Origin of the sequence: Mycoplasmopsis fermentans PG18 (assembly GCF_000209735.1) — a bacterium.
In the GTDB taxonomy this organism is placed as follows: Bacteria; Bacillota_I; Bacilli_A; order Mycoplasmatales; family Metamycoplasmataceae; genus Mycoplasmopsis; species Mycoplasmopsis fermentans.
In genome coordinates this window covers 302130-324241 of the sequence record NC_021002.1, presented here as the reverse complement: position 1 = coordinate 324241, position 22112 = coordinate 302130, and the positions used below count along the sequence as shown (strand labels likewise).

Below are 22112 nucleotides of genomic sequence, written 5' to 3'. Positions count from 1 at the left end.
GACCTCCTTTTCTAGTTATTTTGAACTTTTTTGTCTTTTTCAGAACTTAAATATCCAATGAAAAGAGAAAAATAGAATGTCATAAAACCAGGAATAAAAGCAATGATGTTTATTGGTCAAAAACTATTTTTTTCAATGGTTTTTGTGTAAGGACTATTAAGCGCATTTGAATTAATTTTGAAAATTGCAAAAAGCAATAATCCAATTCAAAGCATATTTAATATTGTTCCAAAGAAACCAAGCATAATTGCTCTATTTTTACTAGTTTCTATAATTTTAAAAGATAATAACTCTCTTAGTTCGTATGCTAAAAAGCCACAACTTGTGCCAATTCAATAGCCAAGCATTACAGCAAATTTAGTTTTTTTATAATTAAAAAAAGCAAGTGATAATAAACCTAAAATCAAAGTTAAACTTCAAAAGATTATATGCACTCTTTTTTCTTTTTGGTTATCCATAAGATCTCCAGTGTATTTTTCTTTAAAAGTACACAAAAAGCATGTCATAAACTACTAACATAAATAGTATTATATTACATTCATTTTTTAAGAATCAATTTTTTTAAGAGATTTTTTTGAGCTCAAAATTGATTCTTTTTTAATTAATTTTTAGTCAACTGTTTGACTAATATTTTCTTTATTATTTTCAATAGAATCATTATTATCTTGACAGTTTTCTAAGTCTTTAGAACTAGAATTTAATTCATCATTTTTTTGGTTTCTTGTATTAAATGAAGAGCGATATATTTTTCAATTTTCACTTTTGATTCATTTTAAAACTCGTTTATTTTCAACTTTAGCCAAATGAATTTTGTCTTGAAAACAGTAAAAAATTGTTGAGATAATAACTGCTAAAATGCCGAGAAATATATAAGTAAAAAGACTGTAAGGTCATTTTGAAAGCGGTCCCATAAAGTCTCTAAAACCATTATATTCATTAGGCCCTAAATAAAAGTAATTCATTGTTTTTCAAGTTAATTTTTTACTATATGTATAAGTTATTCAGTTAATTAAAAACATTGTTAATGAAAGTGTTGAAAAGAAAATAACTGTAAAAATTGAATCTTTAAATCTAATTTTGTTATTGCTGAGAGCATACATTACTGCGGGCATCAATAATACAAAAACATGTGCAAACAAGTAATCTCAATAATATCAATTATCAATTCCAATTGGAAATATTATATCCTTGCCTTCTTCTTGCGTAAAGTTAAAATCAACTTTAACTAAAGCCAATAAACCAGAAATAATTGCTAAAAAGCCATAATATTTAACATAATGGAGTTTATTGAATATTAATGAAAGAGCAATTAATAACATCAAAATTCGGCAAAAATGAAAAGGCAAATATTCTCAAGCTCGATGAAATTTATCAGCAGCTAATATAATAATATGAATTACCATTCCTAATAAAATAATCAAGCCAAATAATAGTCAAAATGTTCTTTTTTGTAAATAAAATAATTTAATTTTAACTAAGTACTTTTGTTTAATTTGTCTATGAAACAGTCAAATTAGTAAAAGACAAGTTATAGACAAAAAAGCTATTATATAAAAGAATGCCTGTGAAAAGCCTGTGAAATTCAAATGATTTCCACTATAGGAAAAGAAACCTTTAGGGTGGTGATGGTCAACAGTTTTATGCATTAAGCCGCACCTCCGCCAAAACCTCCCATTTTAGCAATATCGCTAAAATTACCTGCATTAATTTTTTTAGCCATTTCACCCATGTTTTTAACTAACTGATCAAAATCATTTAGTAAACGATTATATTCTTGAGCACTGCGTCCACTACCTTTAATAATTCTAGCTTTACGATTAGCATTTTTAAGTAATTTAGGATTTTTTCTTTCTTGTGGTGTCATTGATGAAATCAAAATTTCATAGTTATACATTTTCATTTCTGCTTCAGCAATTTTATCTTCATCAATCTTTCTTGCAAGTCCTGGAATCATTTTTAATATCTTGCTCATTTTGCCAAGTTTTTTAATTTGAGTTAATTGTTCCATTAAATCATCTAGAGTAAAATTACCTCTTAAAATTTTAGCAACCATATTGTTAGCCATTTTAGGATCGATGACTTCTTCAGCTTTTTCAATCAAGCTCATAACATCACCCATACCTAAAATTCTATCAGCCATTCTATCAGGGTAGAAAAGATCTAAGTTTGAAACTTTTTCACCAGTACCAATAAATCTAATTGGTAATTTTAACATCTTGGTTAAGCTTAATGCAGCTCCACCACGAGCATCTGAATCTAATTTAGTAATAATAGTACCTGTAAGTTTCAATTTATTATTAAAAGTTTCAGCAACATTTAAAATATCTTGTCCACTTAAAGCATCAGCTACAAAGAATATTTCACTTGGATTAGCAATTTTCTTTAAGTCTCAAAGTTCTTGCATAAGAGGCTCATCAATTGACAAACGACCAGCAGTATCGATGATTATTAAATCATTTTTTTGTGCATCAGCGACTTTCAATGCTTCTTTGACAATATCTTGAGCACTAACATTAGTGCCTTTTTCAAAGTAATCAATTTGAATACTTTTAGCTAAAGTTACTAATTGTTGAACAGCAGCTGGACGATAAATATCAGCTGCTACTACTAAAGGTTTTGTTACAAAGTTTTTCTTTCTTAAGTAATAAGCTAATTTAGCGCAAGCTGTAGTTTTACCAGATCCTTGAAGTCCTGCCATCATAATAATATAAGGACGAGCCGTAATTTTAACTTCTTGGACTTTGCCACCTAAAATGTCCACAAGTTCATTGTGAACAATTTTAATCATTTGTTGACTAGCATTAAGTGAACCAACTAATTTGCTTTCTAAAGCTTTTTGTTTAACATTAACAATAAATTCTTTAACTATTTTTAAGTTAACGTCAGCTTCTAAAAGAGCCATTTTTATGTCTCTTGTTACTTCTAAAATGTCTTCTTCATTAACTACAGTTTTTCTAGCCATTTTTTGAATTGACTTTTGAATTCTGTTTTCTAAAAAATTAAGCATATTATCTCCTTTATTAATTTATTTTAATTGTAAAAACCTTGCCAAAATCTTTAAAACCTATTTTGTGATATAGTTGTGCTGCTGCTGGGTTATCAAAGAAAAGCATCGGTACTCTTTTGTTGGCAAAAATATGGTTGCATAAGGCGCCAACTACTTGTATTGCATAACCTTTTTGTCGATATTCTTTTAAAGTAAACACACCGCCAATCATTGATGCTTTATCTGAAGATATCAATATATTAGCATGTGATGCTACTCGATTTTGTTTGTCTTTAATAATGAAAGGCGTTGAAACTTTTTTTATTAAAGCATTTTTATAAGATTTTACTTCTTGTTGATAAGTCCCTCTAAAGTCTACAAATTCATCAATTAAAAATCTACTACGAACTATTGGCTCTGAATCTGTAAAAATAGCTTTTTTAGCTAGTGAAGTATCACCAGTGTATCTATTTTCCAATATTGCTATAGTTTGACGATGAACCTTGTATTTATCTCCATTATTTTCAAACTCATCTTGATAATGTTGATACATTTTCTCGCTTAAATTAACATTAATAAGTGAATGTTTTTTAATTAAAGATTTTAAATCCTTTAGACTTACTTTAAATTCAGGATCATAAATTAAAACTGTTTTATTGAATATCAATATTACTGCTTTAATTTGCTCTTCTTCTTTAATGATATAAGTAAAAAGATAAGGTGTTCTAACCCCATAAGTCATAATGTCGCCAACAATTAGTAAATTATAAATTGGCTCTTGATTTAAGAATTTAAGAATTACTTCTTTATCATCTTTAGTTGCTAAAATCATAATTATTTAATTCTTACTAGCTCTTTGTCAATCAAAACTTTTAATTGTTTTAATTCTTCTAAACTAAGAGTAATGCCCTTGCTTGAACGTAAGTGATCTTCACTTCAGTCACGAATATCATATTTAGCCTCACCTTCGTTTCATGAAACTAAATTGAGTTCTTTTTTATAACCACTATTTGTTGTTGAAATTTCACCAACATGTTGAACAATCTTGTTTGTAATTTCTGGTTTTTTGTATGCCATGTTTTATTCCTCCATTTAATATATTAAATATGATTATATTATATTAAAATATATATTAATATAAATTATTTATTTTTGCGACAAATATTTGGTTGTTTTTATTTTTAACCAAAAAGGCTATAAAACAGATTTTTTAGTAAAAAAATGGCTTCAAATTTTAGTTTTTTTAATACAAAATCATTAAAAAATCTTTTTCTATATATTTTTAAATATTTTTTAAATAAAAACAACTATAAAACAATTGAATTAGAAAAATATAAATATTTTTCAAATTTAATACTTAATAATATCTAATAAAAACGAAAAAATTATAGTATATAATTTATATATGAATTATTTTTAGGAGAAATTATGATTAAAAACAAAAGAAAAAAAGTTATAGCGACAGTGGCAACTGCACTCTCGTTAACAACACTTGGAGTAGTTAGTGCTGCTGCTTTTTACAATGTAAATAGCTGAACAAAACTAACTCTAAAATATAGAAACAAAAATAATGAAGATGTGTTCATTGATTCAATAAAAGTTAAATCAGGAAGCACTTGAGAACAAGTATTGTCTTTACTTAAAGACAACAAATTTATTAATGAAATTTGCCAAAATGAAGACTGAAGAATAGATGAATATGGTGCAAAAATTAACAACAAATTTATTACCTATAGCGATAAGTTTGCAGGTAATAAAACTATTATGTTGAACTTTATGCCTAGAGAAAGTAGACAAGTTAACTTTGACTTGCATTTTTACTTTAGAAGCGGAATGATTGATTGAGAAAATGAAAGCGATGAGTCAAAAATTAATTTTTCAACAATAAAAAATGAAATTGAAACTAGATTCAAAGCTAAACTAAGAAACTTTGGAGAAAAGATGCCTAGAATTGAGCTTGTTAAAGGTCAATGCAATTCAGAATATGATGTGGTTATTTTAAAAATAAACAACATTTATATAAGTTCAAATGATAAATCAATAGTTGAAAAAATAAAAAATGACATTTGAGAAATTAATTTAAAACAATTATTTATTTCTAAAGGTTTTATTAAAGAAGAAACATTTAAAATGGAAAACAATAAAAAAACAAACATTGATTATCCATTTTATTGTAGTGAACTATTAAAAAATTCTGATTTTAATAATTCGACAGTTTTTGGCAATGAATCAAATAAAGCTGAATTAAAAAATACCAACAATACTTTTAAAATTAGATATGATATTTCTCCAAGAATTAAGATTTTTGATATTTCAATCGATAAAACTAATAAAGAACATGCCGAAGAAGTTGAGTCATTATTAAAGAATAATAAATTAGATGACATTTTCAATAGAAAAATATTTTCAAATAATATTAAAAATGAATTATTACCTCCTGAAAAATTTAGTACTATTAAAGGTGAACCAGGTTGTGATGAGTTTATTGAATCTTACTCAGAAAATAAAAAATATAATACTAAACTAATTTCTTCTAATCCAAATACACCATTGATTAACTTATATTTCATTTCTGAAGACCAAAAAACTTTATACAAAGTACCTGAAAAAGTAGATAAAAATGACCTTGTTTATAATTTGTTTAAAGAATATTGAAAGTCTTCAAAAGAAGGCGAAATCCGCTTATACACAAACACTAATTTATATAACTTTGAAATTAAAGTAGTTGATAAAACATTTAAAGTCAAAAGAAAAATTGTTGATAATGAATGAACACTTGATGATGAGGATCTTAAAAAATTAGCAATGGCTTTAGAAATTGATAAAAGTAAGGAATGATTTGAAGATAGTGTTAAAAATTACATTACATTTTATAAAAATGATGAATTAAAAGAATACATTAAAAAATATAATGCTAATTTAAGCTTTTCAAATCCAAAAGACAACAATACAAAATATGAAAAAATAGTTATTAATTTTTATGGAAGAGATAATGAAAAAAGTATCTATGAATTAGGGATTAATGGAAAAAACAATCAAGAAATCAGAATTAAAAACAGAGTTGATATTACTGTTAAACAGTTAACAGAATGAGCAAACAATGGTGGTCGTTCAAATGCAATTGCTCAATTAAATGATCTACTATTTGCAAATAATGCTTTATATTCAGATATAAAAAATATTATAAAATCACAATACGAAGGACAAACCAGTAATGTTGGATATTACACTTCAAATTTAGATAATGTAAATTACAAAATTGTTGATTACATTGTAGATATTCCAACAAAAACTATTAGATTGTCTTTTGCAAAATTTTTAAGTATTAACTTTAATGGTCAAACACCATTTACAAAAGAAATATTTAAAAAAAATAATTAAGAATTTAAATTAAATTATTATGACAAACTAGGATACTTAACAAATAAACTTCAAAAAGATGATAATTATTTTAGTGATTTTATTTGTAACCTAAATAGTTTTGGTCTATTCTTTGTAGATTCAAATAAAGCAACTAATTGAAATAAAATAAAAAATCAACTTAAAATGCCTATATGAAAATATGAATTTAATAACATAGATCCTTTAAGTGTTATAACTAATCAAAATAACAATGTTATTACAAGTTGAATTTCTGCAAAATTATTCAAATTGACCGATAATTACTTTATCATAATGCCGGATTTAAACAATGCCAATACTTTAAATATAGTTAAGGAATATTGTGGAATAAAAGATGAAAAAAATATAAATATTGTATTTCAAACTTTTATTAAAAAATACATTTCAAATTCAAAATTAGAATTCATAAGTCGTTTTGAAAATATACTTTCAAATGCGGATTACAACAAAAAAACATTTTATTATGATTCAGAAGTTGCAAAATTATCAGTTGATAAGAAATTCGATAAAATAACAAATTACTTTTACGGTACTAATTCAAATTTTTTTGATTCATTTATAAATGATAAATATACATTTAATATTTCATTAAAAAATATTGGTTTTAAAAAAGATAATACAACATATCTCGACATTAATAATTTAAATAAAGAAATAAGCGTAACATATGATATTGTAAACAAAATTTATGAATTTAATACAATAGGTTTTTTTGCTACAAACAATATCAACAAAATAGTTGATGAATTATTTAAAGAAAAAGATAATATCTTTAAATATCCTTTACAAGATTTAGATTATGAAAAATGTAGAAAAGAAATAATTGAAAAAATAAAAAATGATATTCAAAGTAAATTGACTAATGCTTATATTTCTGAAATTGATAATGAATGTGATTTATCAAAATTGAATATAAAAGCTGGTGTAAATTATCCTTCAGAATACAAAGATAAAAATATAGAAATTGTAACTCTTGAATCAAAAACATTAAAACCATCAGGTGTTTCTGACTTTGATAGTTTTAAAAAATATAACGAATTAAAAAATTATTTAAATAGTTCGATTTGATTTTTAGAATATAAATATGATAAATGAGTTACAGCAACAAATAAAGACGAAATTATAATTGAAATTTACAACAGAATTAAAGAAAAAATAGCAAATAGTTCAAAAACAGCTAACATCTCTTTAAGTGATATCTTTGCAAATGAAAATTATCGAGGAAAAAAAGTAAAAATTGTTAAATCGCTAGAATTTTTAACAGGAGATTCTACTATAGGTGACATATCTTATGATGGTAATCAACTATCTATAAACGAATGAAAAACTATAAAAAACAATTTATATACTTTGATTAATGCAAGAAATCTATTTAATGGTAATCAACAAAAGAACTTTGATAAAGATTTAGAAAATTTATTTAAAGATTACAATTTAATTCAAAACTTTAAAATAATTCTTAATAAACAAAGCTTCCCTAGTGTTCAATGAAGTATAAAGGAAAAAAGTTTAAAATTAAAAATCGATGACAATAACACAAAGGAATTTAAGTTCACTGATGTTCAAAACTTAAAAAAATTATTAACTTTATTTTTCAAATCAAATTATGAAAACAAACATTTTGGATTATTCGAAATTAATTCAACAAATGAAGTTTCTGAAAAATTTGTAAAATATATTTGCGATACACAAATTGCTAATGAAGACACTCAGCTTGAACTTTCAAATTTAATTGATTATTACAATAATAATTCGGGTAATAAACGAATAGTGAATAAAAAATATAAAGAATTCCAATATTTTAATAGTGTTAACAATCAATATGAAAGTATTAACTATTTTGAATGTGCCGGAGATTGAAATGTATTTGTTTCCCAATTACAAAGCAAAATAGACAATTTAGAAAATTATTATGTGTTAAACGTGATTAAGAAAAATCATTTGGCTAAAAATATTAGTAATACAGTACCAAATCTATCAAGTGAAACTAATATATCAACTTATGAAAAAAATGATGAAAAAATTATAAGAGTTGAAGATATTAAATTAAATGATACAGGAGCAGAAGATCCAAATACTCATGAAAAAGAATTTGAAAGATTTTTCTTGATTTCTTTAAATGAAAGAAAAATTCGTTCTAATGGTGAAAAAACTGGAATTAAAGAATTAAAATATGATGAAAAAATTACTAAATGACAATGATTAATAAGACAAATTTTACAAGATGAATTATTATTTGCAGACAAAAACGAAAAAGAGATTAACAGATTAAAAAGAATTTTTAAAGATGAATTCAAGGATTTTAATGAAGGCAAAAAATCATTATATGAAATAATAAAAAATTTACTTGAAGGTGGCAATCAATTCATATTTGATGTTAATAGTCTTGATGTCATTAAAAATGTAAAAAACTCTAAATTTATAATGTTTGAAAATTCGGAATGAAGTGAAGAAAGTATTTCTCATTTACTATTTAACGAAGATATAATAAAAAATTTAGACAAAATATATAATTTCTTGTTTGATAATGAATTCTTGAATAAATCAATATTTGAATCTACTTTATCAAACGAAAACTTTGAATTTGAAGTTTCAAATCAAAATAATAAACCACAAATTACTTTAAAAATCAAGAAATTTAGACATTTTTCAAAAAAATATTTCAATTGGGACGAAATTGAAAACAATAATTACAACAATGTGTTATATGCAATCACAAAGAAATCAGAAATTATTTTTGATAATGTAGATAATGAATGTGAAACGTTGCTTGACTTAGCAATCAACGATTATATTGAAAAAAGAAAAAATGAAATACTTTTATACTCAGAACGTATGAAAACAACTGATTCATGAAAAAATCAATGAAAAGAATATTATTTATATAATGACATTAAAAAAATCAAAGATTCTATAATTAATTATGTTAAAGATGAAAGTGTTAAAAGCAATACTTGGCCTTATATAAAATTAAAAGATTTTATAGATGAAAAAATTAAAAAAGAATTGCCAAAACTTATCTTTAAAGAACCGCGTTATTTTGAAGATGCAACTCTAAGTGTAGATAATAATAACAAATATAAAATAAGTTTTGGAAATACCAAAATGCATGCTGCTGATTTTGAAAAAATAATTAATATTAATGATATTTGACCTGGTATTAAAGACTTTTTTGTATTTAAAAATAAAAATATTTTTGAAATTAAAGATAGTCCTGCTGTAGCACATAATTTCTTTAAGTACTTTGAACAAAATCAAGAAACCGATATTAAAAAAATAAAAAATATTAAAAGAAATATAGTAAAACAAATAAATAAAGATTTACAAATACTTTACAAATTAAAAATAAAATATAAAATTCTAGCTGTGGCCCATTCAATCTCTCCATTAACCCTTGATGAACATATTGAAAAAATATATGATGCATTTATAAAATTTATAAATGAAAAGTACAACAATGACACCACTACTTTTAGTGCTGAAAATTTCGCAAAAGAATTTAATGAAGTAAATGATGGTAATGGAGTTAAATTAGAGAATGTTTAGAATTTTGTGTAAAGTCTCTCTATTTCTTAATAGAAAGGAATTAACTTTACATCAACACCTAATAATATTGTGAAACAAAATAAGATAATGCCTAAAAAACATTATCTTATTTTTAAAATTTGAATTTTAAAATAGGAAAAGTTATTGCTATGCAAGAAATCTTAATCCCTCTCCCGTCTCTCTTGATTTAATTAAAAAAAAGGGGGGGCAGAAAAAGGATTAAGAGACTGTAAAAGTTTAGATGATGCAAAAAAATGTTTATTAATCATTAATTTCATTTAATCTTACAATAAGCACACATAGCAATCATTGCACCATTATCAGTTGAATATTTTAAATTAGGCACTATAGCTTTAGTGCTTAATTTTAAAAATCTTTTTCTAAGCTCACTATTGGCACTAACTCCTCCAGCTAAAACTAAAGTTTTAATTTCTGGATGATTATCTAATGCTAATTTAGTTTTGTTAATTAAATATGTAACTGCTGTTTCTTGAAAACTAACAGCAAGTTGTTCTTTATTTAAAGCTTTCTTTCTTTGCAAAGCATTATTATAATGATTTAAAACTTGTGATTTAAGACCACTGAAACTAAAATCATATAATCCATCAGTATGAGGCAAGGTTAAAGCTACAAAGTCGCCTTTGTAATCTTGATACATTTTGTCAATAATAGGACCACCAGGAAAACCAAAACCTAATCTTGAAGCTACTTTATCATAAGCTTCACCAACAGCATCATCTAGTGTTTGTCCAATTATTTGAATGTCAAAAGGACTTTTAACTAACATCAATTGAGTATGACCACCTGATACTAATAAGCTTAATGCAGGATATTTTATTTCTTGTTTAATAGCTGCTGAGTAAAAGTGACCTTCAAGGTGATTAATAGGTAAAAGAGGTTTATTTAAAGCAAGAGCTAAAGCACTAGCAAATAAGAAACCTATTTGCAAGGTTCCGATTAATCCAGGTTTTTGAGTATAAGCAATGTAGTCAATAGTATTAAGATCAAATTCTTGTAAAAATATTTTTTCAATTAAGTTAATATTTTTAACATGTTCTCTTGAAGATATTTCAGGAATTGTGCCACCAAATTCTTTGAAAATATCTATTTGACTAATAGTTTTTAAAGCTAACACTTTACCATCTTCTAAGAGGGCTATACTAGTATCATCATGGCTTGTTTCTATTCCTAAAATACGCATTATTTTTTAGCTCCTATCTGTGGCATTTTAATGTAATAAGGTTCAATATCCATTACATCTTTATAGCTTTTGAATTCGTCCAAATAATCTATAAAACAGCTTAAAAAGTCAAAATAATTAACTTTGTCATAGGCTTTTAAAGTACCTGTTTCAACTTTAATATTTTTATAATTAAATGCACTATTTTTATTAGTTTCATATAAATAGTATTTATTGCCTTGAGCATTAATTTTAAAACTTCTTTTTCTTCTGTTTTGTTTAGCTAATATTTGCATAGTACTAATAGTTTTAATATTAGCTTTTGTAATTAAAACTATAGTTCTTAAATAAACTAAAGCAATTCTAACCCCTGTAAAAAAACCAGGTCCTATATTAATATAAAAAGTATCAAAATCTTGAATTTTAAAATTATTTTCTTTTAATATTTCTTCTGTTAATTGGGGTATCAATTCGACTTTTTTAGGATATGATTCTAAAACTTTTTGAGCTATTACTTGATGTTTATCATTAAGCAAAGCTAAAACAAAGTCTTCATTGGCTGTATCTAAATATAACTTCATTATTTAGCCTCCTTAATAGTAAATACATGATTGTTGTCTTTATCTAAAGTAATATTGATATCTAAATAGTTTTTATAATAATGCTTGATTCTATTAGCCCATTCAATAACAACAACATTATCTTCAAAGTAATCTTCAAATTCACTAATATCGCCTTTAAGATTATAAGCATCGATATGAACAAGACCATCATACACTTTCATATAGTTAAAAGTTGGTGAAGTAATAACTTCATCAATGCTTAATAATTTAGCTATTTCTTTAGTTAAAGTTGTTTTACCAGCTCCTAAGTCGCCATTCATCAAAACTAATTTGCTTTTAGTTAAATGATCTAAAACATATTGAGCTACTTTTTTAACTACTTTAACATCTCTAGTTATAAAAGTTTTTAAATTTTTCATATGTACCTTAAATATTATTTTTAATTATATATTAAAAGTTTCAAAAAGATTTGATTAGATATATAAAAAAGCAGGGTAAACTACCCTGCAATTTCAAAATATTATTATGTGTATTGTAATTAAATTATTTAATAATTTTTGTTACATTACCATAACCAACTGTACGTCCACCTTCACGAATTGAGAATTTAGTTCCGTTTTCAACGGCAATAGGTGAGATAAGTTTAACTGTTAAGTTAACATTTTCCCCTGGTGTAACCATTTCACGGCCTTTTTCAAATTCAACACCACCTGTAACGTCTGTTGTACGGAAGTAGAATTGTGGTTTATAGTTTTTGAAGAATGGTGTGTGACGTCCACCTTCATCTTTGGTTAATACGTAAATTGCTGCTGTAAATTCTGTGTGAGGAATGATTGTTCCTGGTTTAGCAAGAACTTGTCCACGTTCGATTCCTGCTCTTTCAATACCACGAAGTAATAAACCAGCGTTGTCACCAGCTTGAACTTCTTTAAGGTTTTTACGGAACATTTCCATACCTGTAACAACAGTTTTCTTAGTTGGGTGTAAACCAACAATTTCAACTTCTTCGTTAAGGTTTAATCTTCCACGTTCAACACGTCCTGTAGCAACTGTACCACGACCTGTGATTGTGAAAACGTCTTCAACAGCCATTAAGAATGGTTTGTCGAATTCTTTAACTGGAGTTTGAATTCATGTGTCAACAGCATTCATTAATTCCATAATTTTGTCTTCGTATTCTTTGTTACCTTTAAGAGCTTCTAAAGCTGAACCACGGATAACTGGAGTGTTGTCTCCGTCAAATCCATATTTTGAAAGTAATTCACGAACTTCCATTTCAACAAGTTCGATCATTTCTTCTTCACCTTTAAGCATGTCGCATTTGTTTAAGAAAACAACCATACGAGGAACACCAACTTGTTTTGAAAGAAGAATGTGTTCACGTGTTTGAGGCATAGCACCATCTGTTGCAGCAACAACTAAGATAGCACCATCCATTTGTGCAGCACCTGTAATCATGTTTTTGATGTAGTCAGCGTGACCTGGACAGTCAACGTGTGCATAGTGACGTTTTTCAGTTTCGTATTCGATGTGTGATGTATTAATTGTTATACCACGAGCTTTTTCTTCTGGTGCATTATCAATAGCAGCATAGTCTTTAGCTTCTGCAAGACCCTTCTTTGATAATACTGTAGCAATAGCAGCGGTTAAAGTAGTTTTACCGTGGTCAACGTGACCAATGGTACCAATATTAACGTGGTCTTTATTACGATTAAAATCTTGTTTTGCCATGTAATATTTTCCTTTCATTTTATTAATAAATTGTATTTTAGCGCTAAAACCAACCGATGTGCAGTCTTTCATCTGCATCCTATCCATACTATTTACTAATATAACTTTTATAAATATTTATAAATAGCATTTAATATTTTAGCATAATAAAATGCTTTTACATATATTTTTTAAAAATTTACAAAAATAATTTTTGAACTTTTTTTGTCTTATTAATTTGTTTAAAATTTTTTGCTTTTTTAAATCGCGTCATTTCTCCAATAGCACTATAAAACAGGCTTGTACAAAAAAATAGGCATCTATTGTACCTACTTATATGATCCCATTAGAGGGCATAATATTGTAATTGCTAAAGCAATAATAATTATTGTATAAATTGTAAAGCTAATTTTGTAAAATCTAGTTTTTGTTCTAGTGGTTGCTGACATATTGTCATTTTGAATAAGTCTTAAATTCTTTTCTTTAATTTGATATAAGTCAACTCTCTTTTCACCAATGAAGACCAGCATCAAATAAATAGCAGAAAGAATTGAACCTAAAACTGTTCCTCAAATTGAGCCAATAGTTGTCATTAATTTAGCGTTACCAATTTGATTTAGTCCATAATCTTTTCCACGGTAAACTCATTCACCTGCATTGCTAAGATCCTTCATAATAGTTTTATAAATCATATTAGTAAAGATCTCATTTGTGCCTTGACCACCAGGCGTTATACTTACTGAGTTTCCTATCCGAATAATTGTATTTGAAACAAGAACATTAAAGTATCAGCCACCTTTTAGATTAGTTTGCAATACTCCAGAAGCTTTCATAAAGAAGGCTATTGGCGAGAAGAAGTTAGGCAATAATTTTCAAATTATTACTTCTGCGAATTGATATCATTTTTTAAATGTTTTCTTCATCCCTTGCCGCATTTCATAAAATTCATATTCATATTTAGCCTTAACTAAAAGAGGATCATAAATTTTAACAAATGGTAGTCATTCAAGGAATTTAATAAATACTTTTAATAATCAATTTTGGATTTTTTTGTTAAATGCCAAAATGAAGAAGAACGAAGCAAAAGTTGAGTCCATGAATAATCCTGTAATAAAGAATGCATAGAAAACTTTTACTTGTGGATTATCAATATTAGTAAAGAAGTCTTTATAGAATCAAATACCAAAAGGTAAGAAGAAAACAGTTATAATAACATTAGTTACTTGTCATAAGAAAGTATTAGTTACAACAACTGGTAAAAGTGTTGAACGTTTAACTCCTTTTCTTCTTAAGTATCAATAGGTAGCTAAATCGCCACCAATTGATTTAGGTGTAACATTTTGCACTATTGTCGAAATCAGCGAGCTAATCATCAGATCATTTCATTTGACTTTTTGACCTTGGAAATCGAGAAGCCGTTTGAAGATAATAGCATTAAATAAGGTCCAAATAAAAAACGAAAGAACAATTGATAAGAATGCAAACTGCGTTTTGTGATCTTTAAAAATTACTATTCCCATCCGCTTGAACATTTCACCCATATCACCATTAGCCCCAAAGAAACTATCATCTTTGAAGTTATAAATACTAAAGTAAAGGAAGATAATGACTCCAATAAAAGTCATAATAAATAGGAATCATTTAATAAATGTTCATGGTGTAATTTTGCGAATTTTAAAGTCCTCTTTTAATTCTAAAATTCCATCCATAAGTTCTCTTTCTAAAATTACAACATTGGTCCGATCTTCTTGACTATTAGTTTTAGCTATTGCTTCACAGTCTATAGTTATTTCTTTCTCAATTATAGAATACTTAACAGTAATACTATTGCCACCTTCAAAAGAAAGCTTTAAATGGATATTATTATTGACTATTGTGGCATTTTTGTATTCTTTAAAGTTAACTATTTTATGGTTACCAATTGTTTCAGATTTAAGTATTCTTTTAATAAATCTCGAAGCCATTTCATCATCTAAATTAAATGTTTTAGTGATAACATGATGCAATCCATATTTATCATAAATTTGTTGTAAAACTTCATAAAGAGTTAATGATTTTTCTTTATAGAAAGCAATCATTCTCATTAACTCTAACATAAATAAGTTAGCGTCAAAGCCATTGAAAAAACGATTAAAAGGAGCAAATTGACTAAATCTTGTAAAAGCAAAAAGTAATTTTTTGTTCTTAATACTATTTCTATTAGCGATTTCTCAAATTCCAGAAACTTTAGGAGTTTCTTCTACTCCGATATTATGTTTTAAAGCTATTAAACTTGTTAAACTGCCAGCTCCAAGAGATTTAATAATGTAACTATTAGCAAAGTTTGCTTTATCAAAAATTGGATCATCTTCTATTAAAAAGTTTAAATATAAAGCCGCAATTTCATCAGGTTTAAAATATTTAAAAACTTTTTTGTAGCGAACAGAAAGATTAATTCCTGAGCCATCTTGACTGATTGCAAAATTGGCATCTGGTTTCTTAAGTAAAGATTTTCAGAATATTTTTTTTAAACAATCTGGATTATTTGCATTAATAATGTAAGCATCTTTTTTACGATTATGAGTAAAGTAGTCAATTTGTAATCTATTTAAAGTATCATAGTAAAAATTAGCTGTTGATAGTTGTGAAATATCAACACCGAATTTTAAATTTTGCTTTTTAAATGTACTAATTAAAGGTGAATAACGTTTTAAGATTTCGCGATTATAATTTAAAGGAGAGTGATTATATTTGAAACTAATTCCTTGATTTGGAATGTCTATACTTAAATAATTTACTGAATTCAATTTAAATAAAATTCTCGCAATTTCAACTTGGTTAAATGGTCTACCATCGCCTCAATTGAAACTAATTTGCATAATATTTTTTAGACCTTTAAAGCTTTCAACACTAATAATTACATCACAATCATCGTCTTTTGCAGCCAAGTTTTTTAGTACGCTTGGATATGAACTATTTTTTTCAAATATGTATGATTTAAAACCTTTTTCGTCAAAAATACGAGCCAAAATATTTGTATAAAGTAAAGCATGAAATGTGTTATCATTTGATAAAAATATTTTGAATTCTTTATTATTTTTTTCAGATTCTACAATTGAGTCACAGAAGGCATGTCCTAAAGCTGTAACAGTATAATCATTGATTAAATGGCTTCCTACTCCAAGTTTTGCAATGACTTTATTAGAAATAAATTGCAATGGTCTAGAAAAAGCAGAATCAATGTCTTGATTTTCCTTTTTCATACCAAAAGTAAGCAATTTTTTCATAAAGTCATCATAATTAGATGAGTTCTTGCTTCATTTATTTATAATTGGGTTTTTCGCCATTTTTCTCCTATTTAATTAATATCAATATTATATATATTAAGATTTTTTTCAAAATAAATTTATCTATTTTGTTAATTCCTATTTTTAACAATTATATTGACATTTTGTAATTAATGAAAATTATGAGTAATATTTCCATAATAAAAAATAGTTAGCAAAATTTCATTGTTAATAGTAATAAATATTTTTGTATAATATAAAACATAAAATTAAAATTTAAAATTAAGGAGAAAAATGTCAGCAATTTACAAGATTCATTCACGTGAAATTTTAGACTCACGTGGAAACCCAACAGTTCAAGTTGAAGTATGAACAGAAGCAGGCGGATATGGTTTAGCTAATGTTCCTTCAGGAGCAAGTACAGGTTCAAAAGAAGCTCTTGAATTAAGAGACCAAGGAACCAAATACGAAAAAAACTGATTTGGTGGTAAAGGTGTTATGACCGCAGTTGATCATGTTAACAAAGATATTGCACCTAAATTATTAGGAATGGAAGTTACAGATCAACGTGCAATCGACATGAAAATGATTAAATTAGATGGCACAGCAACAAAATCAAAATTTGGTGCTAACGCTATCTTAGGAGTTTCATTAGCAGTAGCTAGAGCAGCCGCAGATGAATTACAACTTCCTTTATATAGATACATTGGTGGTACAAATGCCCACGTATTACCATTACCTATGTTAAATGTTATGAATGGTGGAGCTCACGCATCAAACACAGTTGACTTCCAAGAATTCATGATTATGCCAGTTGGTGCTAAAAGCATTCGTGAAGCATTACAAATGGCAAACAAAGTATTCCATAACTTAGCAAAATTATTAAAAGCTGCAGGACACGGAACACAAGTTGGTGATGAAGGTGGATTTGCACCTGACTGCAAAAGTCATGAAGAAGTTCTTGACTACTTAGTTCAAGCTATTAAGGCTGCAGGTTACAAACCAGCTACAAGCGGTAAAGATGCTGTTGCTATTGCAATGGATGCTGCTTCAAGTGAAATTTACGACGAAAAAAGCAAAAAATATGTATTCAAAAAACTTAAAAAAGCTATTGAAGCTAAACACCCAGGTTTTGAAAAACTTACAAATGTTAAACTTGAATACACAACAGATGAAATGATTGAATACTATGGTACTTTAATTGCTAAATACCCAATTATCTCAATCGAAGATGGTTTAGCAGAAGATGACTGAGCTGGTTTTACAAAAATGACAACTAAATACGGGCACCAAATTCAAATCGTTGGTGATGACTTAACAGTTACAAACCCTAAATTATTAGCGCGTGCTATTAAAGAAAAAGCAATGAATGCAATTTTAATTAAATTAAACCAAATTGGTTCATTAACAGAAACAATTGATGCTATTAACATGGCTCAAAAAGCTGGAATGGCTTGTGTTGTTTCACACCGTTCAGGTGAAACAGAAGACACAACATTAGCTGATGTTGCTGTTGCATTAAACACAGGACAAATCAAAACTGGATCAATGTCACGTACAGATAGAATTGCAAAATACAATAGATTATTAGCTATTGAAGAAGAATTAGATGGTGCTGATGAATTTGAAGGTCGTGAAGCATTCTACAACATTAAATAATTAAGTTGTAAAAAAATTAGAGCTCACTTTTAAATGGTGAACTCTTTTTTATTCAAAAATTTCAGTTAAAAATTCAACAATCATTAAAACTAAATTTTTAAAAGTAATATTTAAAGTAAATTCATTTTTGATTAAATATTTTTTTCATTTATTATCCAATAACTCAAAATTAGATAACTCTAAAAGTTTTAATTTTGCAGTTTTAATGTCAAATTTTTCATTTCTATTATCAAATGTTATCGAAATTGCTTTGCCTAAATTTGATTTATCAATCATTTTTTTACAATTTAATATTAAAAAATGTAAATCATAATAATCTTTTAGTCTTGTATTAGCTTCTCCTTTAGAAATTATTGCAAAAAGTTTTTCTGAAAAATATGTTTCAAGAGTGTATGACAAAACTTGAAAACTTTCATCTTTAAAAAAACTTTTATAAGAGTATTCAATTGGTTTTGGAAATATTTTATCTCCAACACCAATATCAAGAACAATATCTTCTTTCTCGTTTTCTAAGGAAGCTCTAAATTTAAATCTGTAACAAGGATAATTTAAATCAGTTTTTATAGGTTGTATATCATTAAAAATAAAATTTATTTCATCATTTTTTATTAACAATATTTCATTAAAAACAATTTTTAAATTTTTTTCATTAGACTCTATACCTTTCAAACTAAAATCAATATCAACAGTTCTTCTATTTTCAATACCTATTATGTTTGAAAACAACATCCCGCCTTTAAAAATAAAATTATTTCTATATTTACTTTTTGCAATTCTTTTTAGTATTTCTTCAAGATAAAATAATTTTCTTATGGAATTGTAATCAATATCAAATTTCTTTGAAACCAAGGAACACAAATATTTCAATTTATTTTTATTCACGAATTATTCCCATTACATCAACAACTTTGTTAATGACTCCCATTTTTTTAGCAATACTATTAAGTTGAGAATAATTTATTTTTATTCCTTGGAATGTAATCATAAATTTTACAAAAGTTTCAGCATCTACTTTATTTCTATTAGCTACCATATCGCAAAAAGTTCTTTCCAAAGAATAAACTCTAACCTTATTGCCTTGACTTGTTTTTATTTCTTCTACTCCCAATTCAAGATACTCATCTTTTACATAGTGCGGAAAGATTTTCTTAGTATCATTAAATTTATATCCTGTATTTACTGTGACTTCTAGCGCTTTTTCAAATCTTTCACTCACTCCATGAAGTTGCAATGCACTTTCATAAGAAAAAATACTTCTTGGAAATCGAAGTTGAAAAAGAAAGTGTGGATCCATTGGTATTTCTTCAGCAACATAAATTCCTTCAGAATATTTTTCAATTCTGCCTTTTTTGGCAGCTCTTGAAATTATTGAATTAGGAATATTTCTTTTATTACATTCTTTAGTAGTAACAACTCCATTACATTCTTCAATAACTTTTTCAAGTTTTTCATTGTAGTTCATTTTACCTCCTGTTATTTTCACACTTAAATTTTATCACATTTAAGTGTAAGTAGAACAAAAAAAATTATAAAAAGTGTTATATCCACACTTATTTTAAGCATATTTTAAGTGCAAATATAACAATTTGTTAAATTAATTCAATTTTTGAATTGTTAATGTCTAATAAATGAATAGTACATTTTGCTCCTAAATATTTATTAAATAATTGAGCTAATGTTTTTAGTGCTTCATTTAAATCATTTAATCTATTAGTATCTAATAATTCAATTACACAAAAGGCTTTTTTAGTATTTTCATCAATTTTGGTTCTTTCTCCATCTTGTCAATTAAAATTACGACAAACAGCACCTTTATCATCATAATAACATAACTCTCCTGCTAAAGCAGGTTCATTTTCAGTGCTATTAATTCTATAAAATTCATTTCCACCTTTGGTAATGCCTAAAATTAAATTGCCACTAAATTTATTAATATCCTCTGCGCCACAAGGAAATGCAAAACGTAAGCCAACACTATTGTATATATCAACTAAAGGGTTAATTGAAGAAAATTGTGCGTCTTTACTTGCTCTTTTAAGCATCATTTCAACACTTGATCTTGCTTTTTTCATACAATTAAATTTACTATATGCATCACGATAAATTCTAACAACTTCATTATCTGAAAAAATAGCAGAAGTTAAGTGGTCCTTAGCTAATCAAGTACTTTTTCTTAAATAGTCTTGCAGCTCTTTTGGACTGTTTGAATTACTTTTAATATCATTAATTAAAACTACTCCAAGTTTAGCTTGAGGAAAAAGTTCAAAAAAACTTTTATCAATTATAAATTTGCTCATTAGTTACTCCTTATTATTTTCCACTAATTTATATTTTACTTTAGGTGAGTTTAATTTACCAATAATTATTACTTTTTGTTGTTCTAAAGCCGGTTTTATATAACTTTTTTGTAATGTGATTCTTGATTTTATATTTAATAAATCCATAATTTCTTGTCTACTTTTAGGGCCTGAAGATAATATTGAAGTCAATTTATCTACTTCATTTAATGAATCAAAATCATAGATTTCATTTCTTTCAATAGCTTTTAAAATAAAAGTTAACATGCATTCAATAAATTCACTGCAATCTCCTTTTTGGTTTGAGTTATGTAAAGCTTTATAATAGTTATTGACATTTTCATAAACTATATTTTCAAGTTGTAAATTTTCATATAATTTATTTTCTTTATTTAATAAAAATCTGTGCCACAATCTTCCTATTCTTCCATTACCATCTTCAAAAGGATGAATAAATTCTAATTCATAATGAAAAGCACAACTTTTTATTAAAACATCACTAATATCATTATTGTATCATTCAAATAAATCTATTAAAAGATTGTTTACAAAATTAGCTGGTGGAGCCATATGAATCAATGTTCCATTTTCATAAACCCCAACATTTCCAGATCTAGTTTTTCCAGCACTTTTAATAATATTATTCATAAGAATTTTATGTATTTTTAAAAAATTTTCTACATTGTTATTTTTAACTTTTTCAATTGTTTTATAGGCTTTTAAAGCATTTTTAAAGGTGATGTAAATTATTAGTGGGATAAGTTAGAAATTTAAAAGAGAAAACGGCATTTCCTTTTTCTATCAACTATATTTTATATCAAAAAATGTAAATTACAAAGAAAATTGCGTGGAAAAAATAGCAAATTTAATTGCCTTTCTATATTAATATTAATATAAATACTAATGATATGTCTGAATAAGAGTATTTTGAATTTTATTATCATTCAACAATAAAGCTTCTATTGTTTTTTGAGAATATAATGCAAAGCTTTTGTTTAGTTTTCTTTTAATATAAACAGATATGTGTCCTTCTATTAGTGAACTATAATCATTATTAATGATTCCACTTTCAAGTTTAGATGTGTATCTTATCAAACTATTTAAATTGTATCTATCAATATCGCTCAAAACAAAAGAGTCTCTAAAATAGAGATAAATTGTATTTAATATATCTAACAACTTTCCATAATCTCTACTGTTGTAAGCTTCTGATATTTCTTTTTCGATTTTTCACCCACTTAAATTTGAATGCTATCTATAAAATTGTTAAATCCACGATTCTCTTTTTGAAAATAAAATCTTTAAATTTCTTAAAAATGAAATTACCCAAAAAAAATGCCTTTTAGTGTTTGCTAGGTTTGAATCAAGGACACCATCCCTAAATTTAACATAAAAGCATAAATCCCCAATTTTTGAATTCCTCTTAATTGCTTGAAACATTGCCAAAACTTTCAAAAGGGAAATATCTTATTTTCAAATACCTTTTTTTCCCCTGGGAAGGGA

The 22112-nt window shown here is 26.2% G+C and carries 18 protein-coding genes; 3 read left to right on the top strand and 15 right to left on the bottom strand.

The genetic code is table 4. From position 1 onward, the window contains the following. Nucleotides 1–11 precede the first annotated feature (11 nt). From MBIO_RS01575 to MBIO_RS01555, 5 genes are all read right to left on the bottom strand, one after another. A complete protein-coding gene (locus tag MBIO_RS01575) occupies nucleotides 12–458 on the bottom strand; it encodes a hypothetical protein (protein WP_232048411.1) in 447 nt (148 codons plus the stop codon). A gap of 150 nt (nucleotides 459–608) precedes the next feature. Beyond that, nucleotides 609–1646, bottom strand: a complete 1038-nt coding sequence (locus MBIO_RS01570; protein WP_013526759.1) for a YwaF family protein — start codon at nucleotides 1644–1646, stop codon at nucleotides 609–611. Continuing rightward, a complete protein-coding gene (gene ffh, locus MBIO_RS01565) occupies nucleotides 1646–3007 on the bottom strand; it encodes a signal recognition particle protein (protein WP_013354464.1) in 1362 nt (453 codons plus the stop codon). Before ffh ends, MBIO_RS01570 begins: the two co-directional genes overlap by 1 nt. A 13-nt stretch (nucleotides 3008–3020) precedes the next feature. Then, a complete protein-coding gene (locus tag MBIO_RS01560; protein ID WP_013354463.1) occupies nucleotides 3021–3818 on the bottom strand; it encodes a GNAT family N-acetyltransferase in 798 nt (265 codons plus the stop codon). Between the two features lie 2 nt (nucleotides 3819–3820). Further along, complete coding sequence (locus MBIO_RS01555; protein ID WP_013354462.1) at nucleotides 3821–4063, bottom strand: YdbC family protein; 243 nt, start codon at nucleotides 4061–4063, stop codon at nucleotides 3821–3823. 351 nt (nucleotides 4064–4414) lie between these two features. Here MBIO_RS01555 and MBIO_RS05000 point away from each other — a divergent pair, with 351 nt between their 5' ends. Both MBIO_RS05000 and MBIO_RS04995 read left to right on the top strand, forming a co-directional pair. Continuing rightward, nucleotides 4415–6367, top strand: coding sequence for a hypothetical protein (locus tag MBIO_RS05000; protein ID WP_232048410.1), 1953 nt, complete (start codon nucleotides 4415–4417; stop codon nucleotides 6365–6367). 165 nt (nucleotides 6368–6532) lie between these two features. Beyond that, a complete protein-coding gene (locus MBIO_RS04995; protein WP_258408919.1) occupies nucleotides 6533–9934 on the top strand; it encodes a hypothetical protein in 3402 nt (1133 codons plus the stop codon). A gap of 268 nt (nucleotides 9935–10202) precedes the next feature. Here the strand turns inward: MBIO_RS04995 and tsaD are convergent, their stop codons facing one another. The 5 genes from tsaD to MBIO_RS01525 all read right to left on the bottom strand — a co-directional run bounded on the left by tsaD (nucleotide 10203) and on the right by MBIO_RS01525 (nucleotide 16713). Further along, the gene (gene tsaD / locus MBIO_RS01545; protein ID WP_013526756.1) at nucleotides 10203–11135 is read right to left on the bottom strand and encodes a tRNA (adenosine(37)-N6)-threonylcarbamoyltransferase complex transferase subunit TsaD; all 933 of its coding nucleotides are present in this window, start codon (nucleotides 11133–11135) and stop codon (nucleotides 10203–10205) included. After that, nucleotides 11135–11695: a tRNA (adenosine(37)-N6)-threonylcarbamoyltransferase complex dimerization subunit type 1 TsaB gene (gene tsaB / locus MBIO_RS01540; protein WP_013354458.1), complete on the bottom strand. Its 561-nt coding sequence runs from the start codon at nucleotides 11693–11695 to the stop codon at nucleotides 11135–11137. The genes tsaD and tsaB overlap by 1 nt, the downstream gene beginning before the upstream one ends. Then, nucleotides 11695–12096, bottom strand: a complete 402-nt coding sequence (tsaE, locus tag MBIO_RS01535) for a tRNA (adenosine(37)-N6)-threonylcarbamoyltransferase complex ATPase subunit type 1 TsaE (RefSeq protein WP_013526755.1) — start codon at nucleotides 12094–12096, stop codon at nucleotides 11695–11697. The genes tsaB and tsaE overlap by 1 nt, the downstream gene beginning before the upstream one ends. A gap of 124 nt (nucleotides 12097–12220) precedes the next feature. Continuing rightward, the gene (gene tuf, locus MBIO_RS01530) at nucleotides 12221–13408 is read right to left on the bottom strand and encodes an elongation factor Tu (protein ID WP_013526754.1); all 1188 of its coding nucleotides are present in this window, start codon (nucleotides 13406–13408) and stop codon (nucleotides 12221–12223) included. A gap of 308 nt (nucleotides 13409–13716) precedes the next feature. Beyond that, nucleotides 13717–16713, bottom strand: coding sequence for a lysylphosphatidylglycerol synthase transmembrane domain-containing protein (locus MBIO_RS01525; RefSeq protein WP_013526753.1), 2997 nt, complete (start codon nucleotides 16711–16713; stop codon nucleotides 13717–13719). A 234-nt stretch (nucleotides 16714–16947) separates the two neighbouring features. Here MBIO_RS01525 and eno point away from each other — a divergent pair, with 234 nt between their 5' ends. Further along, the gene (gene eno / locus MBIO_RS01520; protein ID WP_013354454.1) at nucleotides 16948–18312 is read left to right on the top strand and encodes a phosphopyruvate hydratase; all 1365 of its coding nucleotides are present in this window, start codon (nucleotides 16948–16950) and stop codon (nucleotides 18310–18312) included. Nucleotides 18313–18360: 48 nt separating this feature from the next. Here eno and MBIO_RS01515 read toward each other — a convergent pair whose 3' ends face one another. The 5 genes from MBIO_RS01515 to MBIO_RS04990 form a co-directional block, all read right to left on the bottom strand. Continuing rightward, nucleotides 18361–19194: a nucleotidyl transferase AbiEii/AbiGii toxin family protein gene (locus MBIO_RS01515; protein WP_013354453.1), complete on the bottom strand. Its 834-nt coding sequence runs from the start codon at nucleotides 19192–19194 to the stop codon at nucleotides 18361–18363. Further along, nucleotides 19187–19774, bottom strand: a complete 588-nt coding sequence (locus MBIO_RS01510) for a type IV toxin-antitoxin system AbiEi family antitoxin domain-containing protein (RefSeq protein WP_013526752.1) — start codon at nucleotides 19772–19774, stop codon at nucleotides 19187–19189. The genes MBIO_RS01515 and MBIO_RS01510 overlap by 8 nt, the downstream gene beginning before the upstream one ends. 127 nt (nucleotides 19775–19901) lie before the next feature. Further along, the gene (locus tag MBIO_RS01505; RefSeq protein WP_013526751.1) at nucleotides 19902–20609 is read right to left on the bottom strand and encodes a B3/B4 domain-containing protein; all 708 of its coding nucleotides are present in this window, start codon (nucleotides 20607–20609) and stop codon (nucleotides 19902–19904) included. Between the two features lie 3 nt (nucleotides 20610–20612). Continuing rightward, nucleotides 20613–21278, bottom strand: a complete 666-nt coding sequence (locus MBIO_RS01500; protein ID WP_258408944.1) for a Fic family protein — start codon at nucleotides 21276–21278, stop codon at nucleotides 20613–20615. 231 nt (nucleotides 21279–21509) lie between these two features. Further along, a complete protein-coding gene (locus tag MBIO_RS04990; protein ID WP_258408918.1) occupies nucleotides 21510–21737 on the bottom strand; it encodes a hypothetical protein in 228 nt (75 codons plus the stop codon). Nucleotides 21738–22112 lie beyond the last annotated feature (375 nt).